This window comes from Lysobacter olei, assembly GCF_054777355.1.
The window spans coordinates 127,792-146,869 of record NZ_BAAHAT010000005.1; the positions used below are offsets into that span (position 1 = coordinate 127,792).

Genomic DNA, 19,078 nt, shown 5'->3' on the forward strand with positions numbered 1-19,078 from the left:
GTCAAGGCACTTGAGCGCCCGTGCGATGAGCATGGCCACGACCTCCGGCCCTACGCCGGCCCCATTTGACGGAGACCGCCATGCTGTTCGATATCGCCACCTTGAAGGATGACGCCAGTGCCGGTGACATCACCCGGGCCATCCTGGCCCGCGATCCCACTGCCGAAATCACGGTGCAGCTCGCCAACCGATGCGTGCGTGTCGAGGGCCTGATCACCGAGCAGCAGGCGCTGGACGCGCTGCAGGGTGCCGGCCACTTCGCCACCAAGGCGCCGCCGCACAGCGGCGAGGGCAGCACCTGCTGCGGCGGGTGTGGCGGCTGAGTGCAATGCCGGGAGCCGCCCGCTGTGGCGGCTGAGTACCGTGTAGGGGCCGCCCGCAATGGCGGATGAGTGGCGTAACGGGGCCGCCGCGGTGGCGGCCCCACCGGCAAAGCGAACGCCCGAACCGGTCCGTTCCATGGGCGATGCGCGGGGGAGGTCCCGCGGGCGCTAAAATGACGCCCCCACTGCCAGCCACAGCCCGCCGTGTCCGCATCCAGCCCCGCCTCCCGCAATCCCGCCGATTTCCCGCCCGTCTCCATCAAGCAGGAAGACCTGATCCAGTCGATCGCCGACGGCCTGCAGTACATCTCGTACTACCACCCGGTGGACTACATCAAGAACCTCGCCGCCGCCTATGAGCGCGAGGAGTCGCCTGCTGCGAAGGACGCCATCGCCCAGATCCTGATCAACTCGCGCATGTGCGCCGAGGGCCACCGCCCGATCTGCCAGGACACCGGCATCGTGACCGTGTTCCTCGAAGTCGGCATGAACGTGCGCTGGGATGACGCCACCATGGCGCTGGAGGACATGGTCCACGAGGGCGTGCGCCGCGCCTACAACCATCCGGACAACAAGCTGCGCGCCTCGGTGCTGGCCGATCCGGCCGGCAAGCGCATCAACACCAAGGACAACACCCCGGGCGTGGTCAACGTGAAGATCGTCCCGGGCAATACCGTGAACGTGATCGTCGCGGCCAAGGGGGGCGGTTCCGAGGCGAAGTCGAAGTTCGCCATGCTCAACCCGTCCGACTCCATCGTCGACTGGGTGCTCAAGACCGTGCCGACCATGGGCGCCGGCTGGTGCCCGCCGGGCATGCTCGGCATCGGCATCGGCGGCACCGCCGAGAAGGCGATGCTTCTGGCCAAGGAAGCGCTGATGGAGCCGATCGACATCACCGAGCTGCAGCAGCGCGGCGCATCCAACCGCGCCGAGGAGCTGCGCCTGGAGCTGTACGAGAAGGTCAACGCGCTCGGCATCGGCGCGCAGGGCCTGGGCGGCCTGACCACGGTGCTCGACATCAAGGTCAAGGACTACCCGACCCATGCCGCCAACCTGCCGGTGGCGCTGATCCCCAACTGCGCCGCCACCCGCCACGCGCACTTCACCCTCGACGGCAGCGGCCCGGTGATGCTGGATCCGCCGTCGCTGGCCGACTGGCCGGAGCTGACCTACGACGCGTCCAAGGGCCGTCGCGTCAACCTCGACACCGTCACGAAGGAAGAAGTCGCTTCATGGAAGCCCGGTGAAGTGCTGCTGCTCAACGGCAAGCTGCTCACCGGCCGCGACGCCGCGCACAAGCGCATGGTCGACATGCTCAACAAGGGCGAGCCGCTGCCGGTCGACCTGAAGGGCCGCTTCATCTATTACGTCGGCCCGGTCGATCCGGTGCGTGACGAAGTCGTCGGCCCCGCTGGCCCGACCACCGCGACCCGCATGGACAAGTTCACCGAACAGGTGCTGGCGCAGACCGGCCTGATGGGCATGGTCGGCAAGGCCGAGCGCGGCCCCGCCGCCATCGATGCGATCAAGAAGCACCAGTCGGCCTACCTGATGGCCGTGGGCGGTGCCGCATACCTCGTGTCGAAGGCCATCAAGGCTGCCAAGGTCGTCGGTTTCGCCGACCTCGGCATGGAGGCCATCTACGAGTTCGAGGTGCAGGACATGCCGGTGACGGTGGCGGTCGACTCGCAGGGCACTTCGGTGCACAACACCGGTCCGAAGGAATGGCAGGCGCGCATCGGCAAGATTCCGGTGGTCGTGGCCTGACCCCGCTGCAAGGGCAAGTGCGAAAGGGTCGGCAGCCGTGCCGGCCCTTTTTCATGGCGGGCTATTCCCGCTGCGGGCCCCGGTATTCCAACGGAAAGCCATTCCCTCGAAGTCCATGGATGCATCGGACGAACAGCGAGATGCCCTGACGGCCTGGCCCAGTTCGCAGGCCGCTCAATACCATTCCAGCAGCGAGATGCCCAAGCCCACGTAGGTAGCGCGGTGGTTGTAGTCGATCAGGCTTTCGCCATATCCGTCGAACACCTGCACGTGCCCGCGGAACGAGCGGCTGATCGGAAAGCCCCAGTCGAATTGCAGGGCGCCGTGCGCATCCTCACCCGAGCGCAGCGAATGGCGTCCCATCAACGCGAATTCGTGGCCGCTCCAGCGACGCACCAGGGTGACGTCGGCACGACCGATATAGTTCTCGATGCCGGGGTTCTCGTCCTCGCGCGCCCCATCCGGAATGCGCCACCACGGTCGCACCGTCAGGGCCCAGTCATCCCGGTCCAGCCCGATGTTGACCATCAACCGGTTCCAGCTGCGGGAAACGGGGTCTGCCCGACCATTGGACTGGTGGTTGACGCCCACGCCCAACATCCGCCCGCGCCAGCCCAGCAGTGAGTAGTTGTTGCGGAACACCAGCATCACTTCGGGCTCGTAATTGGTCTCCCGGAAGGGTCGCGATTCCTCGCCGTTGTAGACCTGCCAGCGCGAACTCTGGGTGTAGGTGGTCCACAGGTCGCCGTTATCGCCAAACAGGTTCTCCGCCACCTTGGTCTTGAAGCTGAGTTGGAACTTGGCTTCGAGGTCGTCCAACGCCAGTGGCGCGCCCGGTTGTTCACCCGCGCGCGAGGAGGTGGGCTGCGTGTTGGCGCGGCTGGTCCAGAACACCGGGAACAGGTACACGGGCTTGTAGCCACGCAGATTGAACAGCCCCAGTTTGGAATCCTTGGCCAGTTCCCAGCGACCATCGAGCATCGAGCCCTTGCCCGCATTGGCAATGCGCCTGTCAAAGATCGAGTCGTGCTCGGAGCGGAACAGCTCGCTGAGCATGCGACGGCCATCCTCACGCTGCGCCGCCGCCTCGCGTTCGACGCGGTCGTATTCCGCGATGCGCTGCTTGGTCAGGCGCGCTTCGGCGGCTTCCTGGTCAGCCGTGCTCGGGGTGACCTTCCCGCGTCCCATCGCCTCGTCGTAGCACTTCAGGCGATCGGCGTCAGATTCGATGGACAGACAGGCAGCGGGCGAGGGCGGTGCTCCCGCCTCCACGTCCGAGGAGGCCTCCAAACCTGAGGCCAGCCCCGGCGACAACGCGACGCTCAGCGCCATCGCGTAGCTACCTCCGCGCAGCAGGCGGGCATGACGGCTGTTCATGACCTGCATCGCCACCGGCCGTGCATCCGTTACACCCACCACGCGAACGCGAACAGTCCGAGCATCCCAAAGGCCAGTCCCACCTTGAGGACGGTGCCCAGCAGAATGCCAAACCAGGTGCCCACGCCGACCTTGGCGGCTTGCCCCAGGTCGCGACGGTGGGCAAGTTCGCCTACCAATGCACCCACGAAGGGCCCCGCAAAAAGCCCGAGCGGGCCAAAGAAGAGTCCGGCCAAGGTGCCGAGCAACGCACCGCCCACCGCCCACTTGCTCGCTCCCACGCGCTTGGCCCCCATCGAGCCGGCGAGCAGGTCGATGCCCAGTGACAGCAGGGTCAGGATGCCCAGGGCGAGCAGCCAGCCCCAGCCGACGTACTGGAAGTCACCCGCCCATGCGGCCAGCACCATGCCCACGAACACCAGCGGAATTCCTGGCAATGCGGGAAGCACCGTGCCGGCGAGTCCCACCAGCATCAGGACGGCGGCCATCAGGTACAGGATCGTCTGCGTATCCAATTGGAACCTCGGGGTTTTTAAGGGGGTAGGCCGCTAGTTGCGGTGAGATTGTAATTTCATCTTCGGCGGGGTACCGTTCGGGCGCTGTGTTTGCCAAGGGTCACCGTTAACCGTGGCCCGATGCGGTAGATCAATCAGACCTGCAAGTCGATGTGGACGTTGTCGACCTGCACGTTCGATCCGCTACATCGTTGCACCTAGCGCCTCCTTGCAACCAGCACGTCACGAAAGGTGATGGACCAACCAACTCGTTTCAGGGAGCAAGTGAAAATGTCGCGTGAACAAGGTACCGTCAAGTGGTTCAATGATGCCAAGGGCTTCGGCTTCATCAGCCGTGAAAATGGCGAAGACGTGTTCGTGCATTTCCGCGCCATCCAGACCCAGGGCTTCAAGAGCCTGAAGGAAGGTCAGCAGGTTTCCTTTACGGTCGTCCAGGGCCAGAAGGGCCTGCAGGCCGACGCCGTGCAGCCGGTGTAATTCGGCGCACCGCCCAGGTGTCGCGTTCGCGCGGCGCCCGGCGATCGAAACCCGGCTTCGGCTGGGTTTTTTTGTGCCTGCCACGGTCCATGTAGCAGCTGCCAGAAGCAAGCAACGCCCCGTGCGGGGCGTTGCTTGCGAAACGTTCGGCGTAAGCGTTGCGGGAGCAACCAGGGCAGCTCCCGCAGCCGGACAAACATCAGTTCTGCGACGGCGAGTTCTCGGCAAAGTACTCGTGGTTGTCGGCGTTGTTCAGCGCGCCATCTGGATTGGTCGATGCCAGGTTCTTCGCGCCAGCCTGTCCATAGACCACGTCGTCCGTGCCGGCCACTGCGTTGAAGTGGCTCATTTCGTGGATCAGCGTGCCGGCCTTGGAGTCGGTGCCGGTCAGCGGGGCATTCCAGAACGCACGGCACACGAAGATTTCGTACGGCCGGGTCGGGTAGACGTACGCGTAGTAACTCTGGTTGCAGCCGCAGTTGATGGTGATCTGCCCGCTGCTCTGGTCCATCGCCGCGTCGATGTCGACGAAATGCTGTTCCGCCGTGTTGTAGCGCGAGGTGGTGTAGGCGCCAAACCAAGTCGTGTAGCGCGGGCCCACCGTTCCGGCATTGAGATAGCCCTTGGCATTCTCGGAGTAATTGCGCGCGGCGTTGATCGCACCGCCCAGGGTATTGATCTGGGTGGTGGAGCAGCCGGCGTAGCTGACGCCGTTGACCACGCTACCGCCGCCGCCGCCCGGCTTGCCCTTCGCGCTGGTGCCTGCCTTCATCGCGCCGAGTTGGTCGCTGCCGTCCACCCACAGCTTCAGCGGCACGCTCTGCGCCATCATCGGGTGGCCATTGGGGTGTTTCAGCATTTCGCCAGTGGAAAGCGACGCGAACTGCAGAGGCGCCTTGTACGTCACGGTGTAATCGCCGGTCTTCGACAGGTCATACGCTGCCGACAGGTCGACGACCACGCGCAAGGTTTCACCGGCACGCAGGATGGCGAAGTCTGCCGCGGCCGGCAGCGGACGCTTGATCATGGGGCCTTCGTACTGCACGGGCTGCCCGTCGCGCGTGACTTCAAACACCTTGGCCTCGATGAAGTCCGACGGCAGCTGCCACCTGGGCACGCGCACCGTGTGGCCGCTGGTGTTGGTCACCGAGACTTCAACCGCTCCAAGGAAGTCGGCCGCACTGCCGGTGGCGGCGGCAATGCTGACGCGCAGCGGGTTCTTGGTGGCGTTTGGCGAGGCAGCCGTGGCCGCGGCAATGGCACCGGCAAGCACGGCCGTCCCGGCCACGAGGGGTGCGATACGAAGGTTCATCCAGTCTCTCCCGAAGTATGGACGTCCGCGGTTGCGGACATCGCCGAAGATAGCGACTGGCAACAGAAGGCGCACCCTGCAATGCAGCAGGATGCGCCTGTTTTTTCAATGTCGCGGCCGGATCTTTGCTCTGACCGCCATCAGGGTAGGGAGGTGCCTGCGTGCGCGCGTTTCACTTCATCCTGCCTGCGTAACGCGCGCCCTTTCGGCCTGTCGATCAGCGCACCCAGGCGCGACCGTTGTAGACGCGCACGTACGTCCCCTCACGAATGCCGGAGACATCGCTCTGGGTCACGACGGTGGAGCGGCCATCGCTCATGCGCACGTAGACGTTGTAGCGTGCACCGCTGACGCGGTTCTGGATGGCGTTGCCAGCCACGGCCCCGGCAACGGCGCCCGCGACGGTGGCTGTGTTCTGCCGGCCCTTGCTTTCGTCGTCGGCCAGCTCGCGTCCGGCGGCTGCACCCACGATGCCGCCAAGCACGGCGCCCGTTGCGTTCGGAGCGCGGCTACCAGAGACCATTTCGATGCGGGTCACGGTGCCGCAGTCATAGCAGCTTGCGGTGCTGCTGCCATAAGGCGGCGCGCTCGTGCTGTAGCCGGGAGACGTGGCGCAGCCCGCGAGCGCCGACACGGCCAATGCCGCCGCGCCCAACAACTTCAGATTGACCGTGTTCATTGCTCACTCCTTCGCCTTGGGGATCGGGTCACGGCCGGTGCCGTGCAGCCGTAACCTAGGCCGAGGGGAGTGAACATCGCTTCAATTCGGCCACCGCGGCCGCAAGCGGTTCAGCGTGCGGCCATCCGGGGTTCAGCCACGGAAGTCCTGGTGGCAGGCCTTGCAGGCGCCGCCCACGTCCTTCATCAGGGTCTGCACGCCCGCGCAATTGAGCGGCGGCGAGGCCAGCGCGGCGTCCAGGGTCCCGCGCATCTTGCTGGCCGCATCGCCAAAGCGTGCGTCATCGCGCAGGCCCGGGAACGCCGGCTCCAGGTCGTTGGCCAGCGTGCGCAGCGACTGCACATGCGGCAGGGTGTCGGTCGGACCGCAGCGGTTCTGGTCAACGCTGGCCTTCAGCTGGCCCATGTGCCACTGCTGCACGAACATCACGGCCTCGGGGAAGTGGTCCTTGCGCGCATTCAACGCCCGCAGCGCCATCACCGCGGCTACCACGCCGATCATCAGGCCCACCAGGAAGAGGAACAGGTAGCGCGCGCCCTGGCTGCTCTTGGCCGGGGTTGCAGGCGTTGGGGTCGGGGTGCTCATCCGTCGTCTCTCCATGGGCGAAGTTGCCCGGACGATAGCACGGGCCTAGCGGGGCCGAGATTGGCGCCCGCTACAATAGGAGGCATGAGTACCCCTGTTCTTGACCCGGTCTGGACGGACCGCTTTTCCGGTGTCGACCGCTTGTATGGCGTCGGATCGCTGGCCCGTTTCGCTGCTTGCCGCGTGGCCGTGGTGGGCATGGGTGGCGTTGGTTCATGGGTGGTGGAAGCCCTGGCCCGGACCGGCGTCGGCCATCTCACGCTGATCGACGCCGACGACATTTGTGTCTCCAACACGAATCGCCAGCTGCCGGCCCATGCCGGCCAGTTCGGCCGTGCAAAAGTGGAGGCGATGGCCGAGCGCTGCCGCGCCATCAACCCGCACATCGACGTGGCGCCAGTTGCAAGCTTTCTCACGGCTGGAAACCAGTCCGAACTGCTGGACCAGGGTTTCGACCTCGTGGTGGACGCGTGTGACAGCTTCCGCAGCAAGGTCGAGATGATCGCGTGGTGCCGTCGCCGCAAGTTGCCGGTCATTGTCGTCGGCGCTGCCGGCGGTCGCACCGACCCCACACTGGTGCGCGTGCGTGACCTGTCGCGCACCGAGCACGATGCCATGCTCGCGCTGATCCGCAAGAAGCTCCGCGCCGAGTTCAATTTCCCCAAGAACAAGGACCGTTACTTCGGCGTTTCGGCCATCTATTCGCTGGAGAACGTGCGGTACCCGCAGGCGGACGGCACGGTGTGTGGCCTCCGTCCGCAGGTGGCCGGCGATGCCGCGCTCAAGCTTGATTGCGGCGCGGGCCTAGGAGCGGCGACGCACATCACGGGTGCGTTTGCATTTGCGGCCGTGGGCCGCGCATTGGAAATCCTGCTCAAAGGACGCGCGAAGGCGGCCTGACCTGGGGCGCCCCGGCAGGGCGTCATTCGCTCGCGTGGCGCCCGGGGGTCAAGACGTCTGGGGCAAACCGAAAAGTCGTTCCGCATTGCGGCTGCTCGCGGCCGCCAGCGCTTCCGGCGACTCGCCACGAAGGTCCGCCGCCGCTTCCAGGATGCTGGCCAGCCGAGCCGGCTCATTGCGCTGGCCCCGGATGCCTGCGTCCGGCTGGTCCGGAGAATCGGTTTCCAGCATCAGCATTTCGACGGGCAAGGTGGCGACCAGGGTCCGCAGCCGATTGGCACGCTCATACGTGATGGGGCCACCGAGGCTGACCAGGAACCCGAGCGCGAATAGCCGGTCGGCCTGGTCGCGACTGCCCGGGAAGCTGTGCACCACGCCGCGCAAGGGGCCAAACCGCCTGATCGCGGCGATCACCTGGTCGACCGCCCGACGGGCATGCACGATCACCGGCAGGTCATGGTCGCGAGCAAGTCGCAACTGTCCTTCGAAGAAGGTGGCCTGCGCGGTGGGATCCAACCCTTCGACGAAGAAATCCAGCCCGCACTCTCCCACCGCCACCGGGCGCTCGCGTTCAATCCAGTCGTTCAATTCCCGAAGGTGGGCGGGGCGATGGGATTCCAGGTACATCGGATGCAGGCCATACGCCGGGAACAATCCCGGATGGTCGCGACAGATGTCGCGCAACTTGGGCCAACTGGCCGCGTCTACGGCGGGCAGCACCTGCCGTGTAACGCCGGCCGCGCGTGCGCGTGCGATGACCGCCTCGCGGTCAGCATCGAACTCGGGTGCATCCAGGTGGCTGTGCGTATCGACCAGCATGGCGGTATCAGCCCCGGGGCGAGCCCGCGGACAGGCCGTTGCTCGCCTTGCGGTTCTTCCAATTGGCCAGCAGCAAGGTGCCCAAGCCAAGCACGATCTCGTCGACGAGCGGGATTGGATCGAAGGGCCACAGCACGCTGATCGCGAAAGCGAAGGCGGTGACCTTGAACAAGGTGGGATAGCGCAGCTTGCGGGCCCAGCCGAGCAGCGGAAGGAGTAGGGGGTTGGCCATGGCGCATTTGTACGACGAGTTTGTGCGCACGCTATCACGCCATCCGTGCCCCGTTCACATTTGCGACAGCCTGACGGCGCTGGCTATGTACTTGTTCAGGTTCGGGGTGATGCAATGCGCCCAACACAACCGCGGGCTTGTCCCGCCGCAGGAGGCTCCATGAACAAGAACATGCTTGCAGTTGCACTTGCGTCCCTGCTGGTCGGCGGCGTGGCCGTGGCAGCCTATAACAGCTTCCGTAGCGACGCCCCGCAGGACGCCCAGTTCGCCACCGCGACAACCGGCGAGCCTGCACCGTCCATTGGCATGGACGCCAACGCAGACGGTGCGATCAATCCCAACCAGGTTGAGTACGCTGACGTGCTCAACGTGAAGCCAATCAACGAGAAGCAGGCGCAGTATGCGACTGTCCTCGGCACCGAGGCGATCCGCGAGACGAGCACCACGAACACGCCGCGCGAAGTGTGCAACGACGTGGTGGTGCAGGACCGCGCCCCGGAACGCGACGGCAACGTGGGCGGTACCGTCGCCGGCGCGCTGATCGGCGCGGCCGTCGGCAACCAGGTGGGCGGCGGCGATGGCCGCAAGGCCGCCACGCTGGCCGGTGCCGTCGCCGGCGGTTACGTCGGCAACCGCGTCGACCGCAACCACGTGGGTGGCAAGGTGACCTCGCGGACCGAGCGCCAGTGCCACACGGTCACCGACACGTCGCAGTCCTCCAAGGTGGTGGCCTACAACGTGACGTACCGGAACCCGGACGGCACCACGGGCACCATGCGCACGAGCAGCAAGCCGGGTAGCCGCATCTCCCTGGGTAGCGAGAACGCCGTGGTGGGCTACGACGTCACCTACCGCTACCAGGGTCAGGAACAGACCGTGCGCATGGATGAGCGCCCGGCCGGCGACCGCCTGCCGGTGGTCAACGGCGAGGTCGTCACCCAGACCGCGGCCGCCGCTGGCTCCAACAGCAACGGCTGAGTCCTGCCGGTAACGCGGGCGGCTGCGGGACGAGGGCCGTCCCGCAGCAAGACCCTCCCCGCAGACGGGGCCGGACCATCCGGCCCCGTTTTGTTTTGCGGCCCGGAGCGGGGTGCCGTCCGCCTTCACGCACCGTTACAATGGCAACCTTCCATTGCCCGTTGCCGAGTGCGTCCATGGCCCTGAACCCGTTTGACCTGTTCGACGTCCGCTCCCTGCTCACCGAAGAAGAGCGCGCCGTGCAGGACACCGTGGCGCGTTTCACCAACGAGCGCGTGCTGCCGATCATCGGCGACGCCTTCGACCAGGGCCGCTTCCCCAAGGAGCTGGTGCCGGAAATCGCCGAGCTGGGCCTGCTGGGTTCCTCGCTGCCGGAGAAGTACGGTTGCGCCGGCCTCAATGGCGTCAGCTACGGCCTGATCTGCCAGGAGCTGGAGCGTGGCGACAGCGGCATCCGCAGCTTCGTCAGCGTGCAGAGCTCGCTGTGCATGTACCCCATCTACGCCTACGGCTCCGAGGAACAGCGCATGCGCTGGCTGCCGGACATGGCCGCGGGCAAGGTCATCGGCTGCTTCGGCCTGACCGAGCCGCACGGTGGCTCTGACCCGGGCAACATGAAGACCAACGCCAAGCGTGATGGCGCGGACTGGGTGCTCAACGGCTCCAAGATGTGGATCACCAACGGCAACCTGGCCGACATCGCCATCGTGTGGGCGCAGACCGACGACGGTATCCAGGGCTTCATCGTCGAGAAGGGCATGCCCGGTTTCACCGCGCAGGAAATCAAGCACAAGATGTCGCTGCGCGCCTCGGTCACCAGCGCGTTGTTCTTCGACAACGTGCGCGTGCCGGAGGCCAACCGCCTGCCGAACGTGAAGGGCCTGAAGGGTCCGCTGGGCTGCCTGACGCAGGCCCGCTACGGCATCACCTGGGGTCCGATCGGCGCCGCCATCGCCTGCCTTGAGGAAGTGCTGGGCTACACCAAGGAACGCATCCTGTTCGACCGCCCGGTGGCGGCCACGCAGAGCGCGCAGATCAAGATGGCCGAAATGGCCCGCCGCATCACTCTGGCGCAGCTGCTGGTGTTGCAGTTGGGTCGCCTGAAGGATGCCGGCACCATGCAGCCGGCCCAGGTGTCGCTGGCGAAGTGGAACAACTGCCGCATGGCCATCGACATCGCGCGCGAGTGCCGTGACCTGTTGGGCGGCGCCGGCATCACCACCGAGCACTCGGCGATCCGCCACGCGCTCAACCTCGAGTCGGTCATCACCTACGAAGGCACCGAGACGGTGCACCAGCTGGTGATCGGCCGCGAGCTGACCGGCATCAACGCGTTCTGATTCCCGGCCCGCGCCGGCGAGGCGCGGGCAAGAACCTGCGCCCCGCGCCGGCACGGCCATTGCGACGTGCGGGCAGGCGCGCCTTACCGAGCCTCTTCCGCATGTTCGCCACTGTTCCCAACCCCATTCCGGCCCGCATGAAGGGCCTCAACCGCGCCGAGATCTGCGACGTCAACTTCACGGAATTCGTGAAGGCGTGGGACGGCCAGCGCCAGGCGCGACCGGCGCCGGGCGAGGCGATCCTCGACGGCAGCGCGCTGGACGCGCAGGGGTTTCGCGAGCTGTTCGAATCGCAGCTGATCAGCCGCCACCTCGACCTGATGGCGCGCGTGCTGCGTGTGCAGAACAAGGTCTTCTACACGATCGGTTCCTCGGGCCACGAGGGCAACGCCATGGTGGCGCGCGCTGCGCGGCACACCGATCCCGCGTTCCTGCACTACCGTTCCGGCGGCTTCATGGCCGAGCGCTTCCGCAAGCTGCCGGGCATGGATCCGATCATGGACTCGGCGCTGTCGTTCGCGGCCAGCAAGGACGACCCGGCCAGCGGCGGCCGCCACAAGGTGTGGGGCAGCAAGCCGTTGTGGGTGTTGCCGCAGACCTCGACGATTGCCTCGCACCTGCCCAAGGCGCTCGGCACCGCCGTGGCTATCGAGACCGGCAAGCGCCTGGGCACGCAGCTGCCCATTCCCGACGACAGCATCACCATTTGCTCGTTCGGTGACGCCTCGGCCAACCACGCCACCGCCCAGACCGCGTTCAATGCGGCCTCGTGGACCGCGTACCAGAAGTTGCCGGCGCCCGTGCTGTTTGTGTGCGAGGACAACGGCATCGGCATCTCGGTCAAGACGCCGACCGGCTGGATTGCCGAGAGCATGCGCAATCGCCCCGACCTGGATTACTTCTTCGCCGATGGCCTGGACCTGGCCAACGGCTACGGCCAGGTGCAGGCCGCGGTTGAGCATTGCCGCCGCACACGTCGCCCGACCTTCCTGCACCTGCGCACCACGCGCATCATGGGCCACGCGGGCACCGATTTCGAGATCGAGTGGCGCAGCGTCGAGGAACTGTGTGCGGTGGAAGCCACCGATCCGCTGCTGCGCTCGGCGGCCATCGCCATCGAATCGGGCCTGATGAGCAAGGACGAGGTGCTGGCGCTGTACGAGGCCACCCGCCAGAAGTGCTTTGCCGCGGCCGAAGAGGCCGATCGCCGTCCCAAGCTGGACAACCTGGCCGACGTGGTCGCGTCACTGGCCCCGTACACCCCGGCCAAGGTCGAAGCCGAGGCCAAGCGCGCCGACTATGCGGACCGCCGCCTGGCCGCGTTTGGCAGCGAGGCCAAGCTGCCGGAGAACCAGCCGCCGCGCCACCTGGCCATCCAGATCAACCAGGCGCTGCACGACATCTTCGCCAAGTACCCCGACACGCTGCTGTTCGGCGAGGACGTGGCGCAGAAGGGCGGTGTGTACACCGTCACCAAGGGTCTGCAGAAGGCCTTCGGCGCCCGTCGCGTGTTCAACACGCTGCTCGACGAGACAATGATCCTGGGCATGGCGCAGGGCTTCGCCAACGTCGGCATGCTGCCCATCCCCGAGATCCAGTACCTCGCGTACTTCCACAACGCCTGCGACCAGATCCGCGGCGAGGCGGCCAGCCTGCAGTTCTTCAGCAACAACCAGTACGCCAACCCGATGGTGGTGCGCATCGCCGGCCTGGGTTACCAGCGTGGCTTCGGTGGCCACTTCCACAACGACAACTCGATCACCGCGCTGCGCGACATCCCGGGCCTCGTGGTGGGCTGCCCGTCGCGTGGCGATGACGCCGCGACCATGCTGCGTACCCTGACCGCGCTGTCCAAGGTCGATGGCCGCGTCAGCGTGTTCCTCGAGCCGATCGCGCTGTACATGACCAAGGACCTGTACGAAGCGGGCGACGGCCAGTGGCTGACGCAGTATCCGGCACCAGGCGAGGCCATGACGCTGGGCGAAGGCCGCGTGTACCTGCCCGAGAGCGGTGGCAATGGCGACGACCTGGTGATCTTCAGCTACGGCAATGGTGTGCCAATGAGCCTGCGCGCCGCCCGGCGCATCGAACAGAAGCACGGCTGGAAGGCGAGGGTGGTGGACCTGCGCTGGCTGGTGCCGCTCAACGAGCAGTACATCCGCGAGCAGGCGAAAACCGCCAAGCGCATCCTGATCGTGGACGAAGGCCGCCACAGCGCCGGCGTGGGCGAGGGCGTCATCACCGCCATCGCTGAGGGCGGCTACAGCGCGCGTCCGTTCCAGCGCGTGGTGGGGGTCGACACCTACACCCCGCTGGCGGGTGCCGCGTTCCTGGTCATTCCGGCCGATGACGACATCGTCGCGGCGGCTGACCGGTTGGTCTGAGGCGACTTGCGGCTGGCGGCCTGGATAGCGTCGCCTGCCGTTGGGTGCTGGTCGTCAGCAAGGCAACCCGCGGCCCGGGTAGGGCGGGTTGCCGGTTGCCTGCAGGTCGACGCCGCGGTGCCTGGGGCAGTCAACTGCCAGGCGCGTCAGCAGCGCGTTGAGGCTAGCGGGCCAAGCCTCCCAGCAGCGCGGCCTCCGTGACGGGCGCCGCGCCCAAGGTCAGCGCGGCGGATGCGTCACGCTCCAAGGGCACCACCGCCAATCCGATCGATCCTGCTTCATCGCGAGCTGAGGCCACGACAGTGCCCAGCGCACTGCCCGCCGCAAGCAACTCGGCGCCTGCATCCAGCGACGCAGTGCTCTCCACCAGCATCAGCCCACGCTTCACCTTGCCCAGGAAGTGGGTCCGCGCGACGATCTCCTGGCCCGGGTAGCAGCCCTTCTTGACGCTGAAGGCCTTCAGGCGCTCAAGCGACAGTTGCTGCGGCGTCCAGTGTTCGGCCTGGCTCGCAGGCAGGCGGGGCAGGCCATGGCGCAGGTCTGCCGCCGCCCATGCGGCATCGAAGGTCGGCGAGGGCGTGCGCGGCGATGCCGAGATGGACAGCGTCCTCGGGCCGCCTTCGCCACTCATGTCCAGTTCCGCTCCCACCGCACCGCCCGTCGCGTCGGTCGTGACGGCCGCCATCGCCGCTGATGCGACGACAGGCGCATCCAGCCGACCCGCGACGTACAGATCCTCGCGCAACGCAATGGCGACCTTGCTCCGGAACACAAAGCGTTTCAGCGCATCGGCAAGCGGCCGAGGGTCCGCATCCGGCACCACCAGCCACAGCGTTTCCGCGTCCACGCGCAGCAGGGCGAACAGCGCAACCACGCGCCCCTTGGGGGTCAACCAGCCATTCCACTGCCACTGCCCATCGGCGAGAAGGGTCACGTCGTTCATGAACTGCGCCTGCGCAAACGCCACGGCGTCCCGCCCCGAAAGGGTTATAAGACGATGGTTGGAGAGGGCACAAAGCCCGTCAGGCGTAGCGTGCGACTTGTCTGGCATGGGTTCGAGGCTTAACATTTAGGGCTCAGATGATAGGTCAAAGCGCTCACGACGCAGCTTCCGAACCCTCGCCCACGGCCGAGCCGGTCACCAAGCCCGACACGACCCAGGACACGCCCAAGCCCACGCCAGTGGAGCACGGCGGCCGCGAGGGGCTTGACCCCGTCCGCTACGGCGACTGGGAAAAGAGCGGCCGCTGCATCGACTTCTGACGCCGACCCGCATCCCGCACTTCCCGCCGATCCATCGTCTTGCCACGCGGCCCCGCCGCCCAGCCGAGAGACACCGCACGCTCATGGCCGATAACCCACGCGTTCGCGAACGTCCCTTGTCGCCACACCTGCAGGTTTACCGCTGGCAGGTTCAGATGGTGACATCGATCCTGCACCGCGCCACCGGTGTCATCCTTTTCGTCGGCAGCCTGCTGATCATGGGCGCGTTGCTCAAGCTCGCCGCTGGTCCCGAGCAGTGGGCCGAAGTCGCCGCCTGCGCGACCTCGCCGCTGGGCTTCCTGGTGCTGTTCGGGTGGAGCTGGGCGCTGGCCTACCACCTGCTCAACGGCATCCGTCACCTGGTGCAGGACGCCGGCTACGGCTACAAGGTCGAGGCTTTCGTCCGCAGCAGCTGGACCAGCATCTTCGGCAGCCTCGCGGTTACCGCACTGATCTGGATCGTCGCCATGATGCAGCGAGGTGGTGCATGAGCGCCCACAAGTCCCGTCTCCGCAACCCGCTGAAGACCGCGCGTGGCCTCGGCTCCGCGAAGGACGGCACGCACCACTTCATCGTCCAGCGCATCACCGCCGTCGCGCTGGTGTTCCTGGGCCTGTATGTGCTCGGCCTGGTCGTGTTCAACGCCGGTGCCGACTATGCCACCGTGCGCGCCACCGTCGCCAACCCGTTCAATGCCACCGTGCTGGTCGCGTTCCTGGTGGCGATGTTCTGGCACGCCCAGCTGGGCCTGCAGGTCATCGCCGAGGACTACGTGCACACGCCGGGCCTGGCCGTGGTCACGCAGCTTCTCATCCGCTTCGTCTGTGCCCTCGCTGCGATCGCCAGCGTGCTGGCCGTCATCCGCATCGCGCTGGGCGGCCTTTAAGCCGTCGCCGCCCTAGCTAGAGGACACCGATCCATGGCATCCGCCTACAAGATCCAGGAACACACCTTCGACATGGTGGTTGTCGGCGCCGGTGGCGCCGGCCTGCGCGCCACCTTCGGCCTGGCCCAGAAGGGCCTGAAGACCGCGTGCATCACAAAGGTCTTCCCGACCCGTTCGCACACCGTGGCAGCGCAGGGCGGCGTGGCCGCGGCGCTGGCCAACATGGGCGAGGACGACTGGCGCTACCACTTCTTCGATACCGTCAAGGGTTCGGACTGGCTGGGCGACCAGGACGCCATCGAGTACATGTGCAAGGAAGCAATTCCGGCCATCATCGAGCTCGAGCACTACGGCGTGCCGTTCTCGCGCACCGACGACGGCAAGATCTACCAGCGTCCGTTCGGTGGCATGACCACCCGTTTCGGCGAAGGCCCGCCGGCCCAGCGCACCTGCGCCGCGGCCGACCGCACCGGCCACGCCATCCTGCACACCCTGTACCAGCAGTCGCTGGCGCATGACGCGCAGTTCTTCATCGAGTACTTCGCCCTCGACCTGATCATGGACGAGCACGGCGCCTGCCGCGGCGTGCTGGCCCTCGACATGGCCGAAGGCACCCTGCACCTGTTCAAGGCCCAGGGCACGGTGCTGGCCACGGGCGGTTACGGCCGCGCTTACTTCTCGGCAACCTCGGCCCACACCTGCACCGGTGACGGCGGCGGCATGGCGCTGCGCGCCGGCCTGGGCATGCAGGACATGGAGTTCGTGCAGTTCCACCCGACGGGTATCTACGGCGCGGGCTGCCTGATCACCGAAGGCGTGCGCGGCGAAGGCGGCATCCTGCGCAACAGCAACGGCGAGCGCTTCATGGAGCGCTATGCCCCGAGCGTGAAGGACCTCGCCCCGCGCGACATGGTCAGCCGCTCGATGACCATCGAAATCCGCGAAGGCCGCGGCGTCGGCGAGCACAAGGACCACATCCTGCTCGACCTGACCCACCTCGGCCCCGAGGTCATCCACGAGAAGCTGCCGGGCATCGCCGAGTCGGCGCGCATCTTCGCCGGCGTGGACGTCGAGAAGCAGCCGATCCCGGTGATCCCGACCGTGCACTACAACATGGGCGGCATCCCGACCAACTACCACGGCGAAGTCGTGCAGCTGCGCGACGGCAACCCCGACGCGGTGGTGCCGGGCCTGTACGCGATTGGTGAAGCCGCGTGCGTGTCGGTGCATGGCGCCAACCGCCTGGGCTCCAACTCGCTGCTCGACCTGGTGGTGTTCGGCCGCGCCGTCGCCAACCGCGCCGCCGAGACCGTCAAGCGCGATGGCAAGCAGGCCAAGCTGGCCAGCGACGCCTGCGACAAGGCGCTGTCCCGCCTGGACAAGCTGCGCAACGCCAACGGCGGCACGCCGACGTCGGTCATCCGCGACAAGATGCAGCGCACCATGCAGGCCGACGCCGCGGTGTTCCGCACCGGCGAGACGCTGGCCGAGGGCGTGGCCAAGATGCGCGAGATCCACGCGTCCTTCGCCGACGTCAAGGTCACCGACCGTTCGCTGATCTGGAACTCGGACCTGATCGAGACCTTCGAGCTGTCCAACCTGCTGGACCAGGCGCTGGTGACGATCGTCTCGGCCGAGAACCGCAAGGAATCGCGCGGCGCCCACGCCCGCGAGGACTTCCCGGACCGCGACGACGCCAACTGGCAGAAGCACACCCTGTGCTCGGTGGACGAAGCCGGCAACACCAAGATCGACTACCGTCCGGTGCACATGTACACGCTCAGCGGCGACGTCGACGTCATCCCGCCGAAGAAGCGCGTTTACTGATCTGGAGCGAGCACACCCGTGGCCGAATTCAACCTCCCGAAGAACTCGCAGATCCAGAAGGGCCGTCACTGGCCGACCGCCGGTGCCAAGCAGCCGCGCACCTTCAAGGTCTACCGCTGGAACCCCGACGACGGCATGAACCCGCGCGTGGACACCTACGAGGTGGACATGGCGACGTGCGGTCCGATGGTCCTGGACGCGCTGATCAAGATCAAGAACGAGATCGACCCGACCCTGACCTTCCGCCGTTCGTGCCGCGAGGGCATCTGCGGTTCGTGCGCGATGAACATCGACGGCACCAACACGCTGGCCTGCACCAAGGCGATCGAGGATTGCGGCAAGGGTGAGGTCCCGATCTACCCGCTGCCGCACATGGAAGTGGTCAAGGACCTGGTTCCGGACCTGACCCACTTCTACGCGCAGTACGCGTCGATCAAGCCGTGGCTGCGCACGCAGAGCGCGACCCCGTCCGACCGCGAGCGCCTGCAGTCGCCGGCAGACCGCAAGAAGCTCGACGGCCTGTACGAGTGCATCCTGTGTGCCTGCTGCTCGACCAGCTGCCCGAGCTACTGGTGGAACGGTGACCGCTACCTCGGCCCGGCCATCCTGCTGCAGGCCTACCGCTGGATCATCGACAGCCGCGATGAGGACACCGGTGCCCGCCTGGACGACCTGGAAGATCCGTTCAAGCTGTACCGCTGCCACACCATCATGAACTGCGCCCGCACCTGCCCGAAGGGGCTGAACCCGGCGCAGGCCATTGGTGAGATCAAGAAGCTGATGCTGGCGCGTCGAGTCTGACGCAAACCGCCTGTTGTGCTCCGGGCCCGCCACGTGCGGGCCCGGTTGTTTTTGGGGCGATGGAAAGCCCAGCAAGTCCCGGTCGGCAGATCCGCCAGCCAAGGGGCACTCCCGTGGCGCGGTGCGGGTATAGTCCTGCCACGCATGGTCGCCCCGATCATGGAACCACGGAGAGCAGCGATGGATGACCGCGCGATTTTCCTTCCCGCACTGGCCATGGCCGCGCTGACGTTTGTGGTCTGGTGGCGCATGTATTTCATGCGTATCGGGCAGATGAAGCGGGATCGCATCCATCCGCAGAAGGTGGCCACCTCCGCGCAGGCCACCGCGCTGCTGACCGACAGCCGTGCCGCTGACAACTTCCGCAATCTGTTCGAATTGCCGGTGCTGTTCTACGTGGCGTTGGTGGTGGCCGACCGTATCGGCATGGTCGACAGCATCAGCCTGGGGATGGCGTGGATCTTCGTGGCGCTGCGCGTGGTGCACAGTGCGATCCACGTGACCTACAACAAGGTCATGCATCGCTTCATCGCGTATGTTGCCGGCGGCATGGCGCTATGGCTGCTGTGGGCCTATCTGGCGATCGGCCTCCTGACCGGTTGATTGGAACTTG

The 19,078-nt window shown here is 66.5% G+C and carries 21 protein-coding genes; 13 read left to right on the plus strand and 8 right to left on the minus strand.

Going from position 1 to position 19,078, the window contains the following annotated elements:
- Nucleotides 1–80: 80 nt before the first annotated feature.
- Nucleotides 81–323 carry a hypothetical protein gene (locus ACYVBS_RS08925; protein ID WP_460823166.1) on the plus strand — a complete coding sequence of 81 codons (243 nt, stop codon included), beginning with the start codon at nt 81–83 and terminating at the stop codon, nt 321–323.
- Nucleotides 324–527: 204 nt separating this feature from the next.
- Nucleotides 528–2,090 (plus strand): fumarate hydratase, encoded by a 1,563-nt coding sequence (locus ACYVBS_RS08930; protein ID WP_460823167.1) that lies wholly within the window; start codon nt 528–530, stop codon nt 2,088–2,090.
- Nucleotides 2,091–2,264: 174 nt separating this feature from the next.
- Here the strand turns inward: ACYVBS_RS08930 and ACYVBS_RS08935 are convergent, their stop codons facing one another.
- Together ACYVBS_RS08935 and ACYVBS_RS08940 are read right to left on the minus strand one after the other, a co-directional pair.
- A complete protein-coding gene (locus ACYVBS_RS08935; protein ID WP_460823169.1) occupies nt 2,265–3,467 on the minus strand; it encodes a phospholipase A in 1,203 nt (400 codons plus the stop codon).
- Nucleotides 3,468–3,496: 29 nt separating this feature from the next.
- Complete coding sequence (locus ACYVBS_RS08940) at nt 3,497–3,982, minus strand: DUF456 domain-containing protein (RefSeq protein WP_460823170.1); 486 nt, start codon at nt 3,980–3,982, stop codon at nt 3,497–3,499.
- A 270-nt stretch (nt 3,983–4,252) separates the two neighbouring features.
- Between ACYVBS_RS08940 and ACYVBS_RS08945 the strand changes: the two genes are divergently transcribed.
- The gene (locus ACYVBS_RS08945; RefSeq protein WP_460823171.1) at nt 4,253–4,459 is read left to right on the plus strand and encodes a cold-shock protein; all 207 of its coding nucleotides are present in this window, start codon (nt 4,253–4,255) and stop codon (nt 4,457–4,459) included.
- Nucleotides 4,460–4,658: 199 nt separating this feature from the next.
- On the opposite strand, the gene ACYVBS_RS08950 is transcribed toward ACYVBS_RS08945, so the two are convergent.
- The 3 genes from ACYVBS_RS08950 to ACYVBS_RS08960 form a co-directional block, all read right to left on the minus strand.
- Nucleotides 4,659–5,771, minus strand: coding sequence for a M35 family metalloendopeptidase (locus ACYVBS_RS08950; protein WP_460823172.1), 1,113 nt, complete (start codon nt 5,769–5,771; stop codon nt 4,659–4,661).
- A 217-nt stretch (nt 5,772–5,988) separates the two neighbouring features.
- Complete coding sequence (locus tag ACYVBS_RS08955) at nt 5,989–6,450, minus strand: glycine zipper 2TM domain-containing protein (protein WP_460823173.1); 462 nt, start codon at nt 6,448–6,450, stop codon at nt 5,989–5,991.
- A gap of 132 nt (nt 6,451–6,582) precedes the next feature.
- A complete protein-coding gene (locus tag ACYVBS_RS08960) occupies nt 6,583–7,035 on the minus strand; it encodes a hypothetical protein (RefSeq protein ID WP_460823174.1) in 453 nt (150 codons plus the stop codon).
- Nucleotides 7,036–7,119: 84 nt separating this feature from the next.
- On the opposite strand from ACYVBS_RS08960, the gene ACYVBS_RS08965 reads away from it, so the two are divergent.
- Nucleotides 7,120–7,935, plus strand: a complete 816-nt coding sequence (locus ACYVBS_RS08965) for a tRNA threonylcarbamoyladenosine dehydratase (protein ID WP_460823175.1) — start codon at nt 7,120–7,122, stop codon at nt 7,933–7,935.
- A gap of 48 nt (nt 7,936–7,983) precedes the next feature.
- Here the strand turns inward: ACYVBS_RS08965 and ACYVBS_RS08970 are convergent, their stop codons facing one another.
- Both ACYVBS_RS08970 and ACYVBS_RS08975 read right to left on the minus strand, forming a co-directional pair.
- Entirely contained in the window at nt 7,984–8,754 is a 771-nt protein-coding gene (locus tag ACYVBS_RS08970) for a TatD family hydrolase (protein WP_460823176.1), read from the minus strand.
- Between the two features lie 7 nt (nt 8,755–8,761).
- The gene (locus tag ACYVBS_RS08975) at nt 8,762–8,986 is read right to left on the minus strand and encodes a DUF6116 family protein (protein ID WP_460823178.1); all 225 of its coding nucleotides are present in this window, start codon (nt 8,984–8,986) and stop codon (nt 8,762–8,764) included.
- Nucleotides 8,987–9,145: 159 nt separating this feature from the next.
- Between ACYVBS_RS08975 and ACYVBS_RS08980 the strand changes: the two genes are divergently transcribed.
- The 3 genes from ACYVBS_RS08980 to ACYVBS_RS08990 all read left to right on the plus strand — a co-directional run bounded on the left by ACYVBS_RS08980 (nt 9,146) and on the right by ACYVBS_RS08990 (nt 13,688).
- Nucleotides 9,146–9,964 carry a glycine zipper 2TM domain-containing protein gene (locus ACYVBS_RS08980; protein ID WP_460823179.1) on the plus strand — a complete coding sequence of 273 codons (819 nt, stop codon included), beginning with the start codon at nt 9,146–9,148 and terminating at the stop codon, nt 9,962–9,964.
- A gap of 176 nt (nt 9,965–10,140) precedes the next feature.
- Nucleotides 10,141–11,304 carry an acyl-CoA dehydrogenase family protein gene (locus tag ACYVBS_RS08985; protein WP_460823180.1) on the plus strand — a complete coding sequence of 388 codons (1,164 nt, stop codon included), beginning with the start codon at nt 10,141–10,143 and terminating at the stop codon, nt 11,302–11,304.
- Nucleotides 11,305–11,405: 101 nt separating this feature from the next.
- Nucleotides 11,406–13,688: a thiamine pyrophosphate-dependent enzyme gene (locus tag ACYVBS_RS08990; RefSeq protein ID WP_460823181.1), complete on the plus strand. Its 2,283-nt coding sequence runs from the start codon at nt 11,406–11,408 to the stop codon at nt 13,686–13,688.
- A 163-nt stretch (nt 13,689–13,851) separates the two neighbouring features.
- Here ACYVBS_RS08990 and ygfZ read toward each other — a convergent pair whose 3' ends face one another.
- On the minus strand, nt 13,852–14,739 hold the full coding sequence (ygfZ, locus tag ACYVBS_RS08995) for a CAF17-like 4Fe-4S cluster assembly/insertion protein YgfZ (protein ID WP_460823182.1): 888 nt from the start codon (nt 14,737–14,739) through the stop codon (nt 13,852–13,854).
- Between the two features lie 29 nt (nt 14,740–14,768).
- Here ygfZ and ACYVBS_RS09000 point away from each other — a divergent pair, with 29 nt between their 5' ends.
- From ACYVBS_RS09000 to ACYVBS_RS09025, 6 genes are all read left to right on the plus strand, one after another.
- Nucleotides 14,769–14,951, plus strand: coding sequence for a DUF1674 domain-containing protein (locus ACYVBS_RS09000; RefSeq protein ID WP_460823183.1), 183 nt, complete (start codon nt 14,769–14,771; stop codon nt 14,949–14,951).
- Nucleotides 14,952–15,034: 83 nt separating this feature from the next.
- Nucleotides 15,035–15,442 carry a succinate dehydrogenase, cytochrome b556 subunit gene (sdhC, locus tag ACYVBS_RS09005; protein ID WP_460823184.1) on the plus strand — a complete coding sequence of 136 codons (408 nt, stop codon included), beginning with the start codon at nt 15,035–15,037 and terminating at the stop codon, nt 15,440–15,442.
- Complete coding sequence (sdhD, locus tag ACYVBS_RS09010) at nt 15,439–15,837, plus strand: succinate dehydrogenase, hydrophobic membrane anchor protein (protein ID WP_460823185.1); 399 nt, start codon at nt 15,439–15,441, stop codon at nt 15,835–15,837. Before sdhC ends, sdhD begins: the two co-directional genes overlap by 4 nt.
- A gap of 33 nt (nt 15,838–15,870) precedes the next feature.
- Nucleotides 15,871–17,664, plus strand: coding sequence for a succinate dehydrogenase flavoprotein subunit (sdhA, locus tag ACYVBS_RS09015; RefSeq protein WP_460823186.1), 1,794 nt, complete (start codon nt 15,871–15,873; stop codon nt 17,662–17,664).
- A gap of 18 nt (nt 17,665–17,682) precedes the next feature.
- On the plus strand, nt 17,683–18,465 hold the full coding sequence (locus ACYVBS_RS09020) for a succinate dehydrogenase iron-sulfur subunit (RefSeq protein ID WP_144814151.1): 783 nt from the start codon (nt 17,683–17,685) through the stop codon (nt 18,463–18,465).
- Between the two features lie 180 nt (nt 18,466–18,645).
- The gene (locus ACYVBS_RS09025) at nt 18,646–19,068 is read left to right on the plus strand and encodes an MAPEG family protein (protein WP_460823187.1); all 423 of its coding nucleotides are present in this window, start codon (nt 18,646–18,648) and stop codon (nt 19,066–19,068) included.
- The last annotated feature ends 10 nt before the right edge of the window (nt 19,069–19,078 follow it).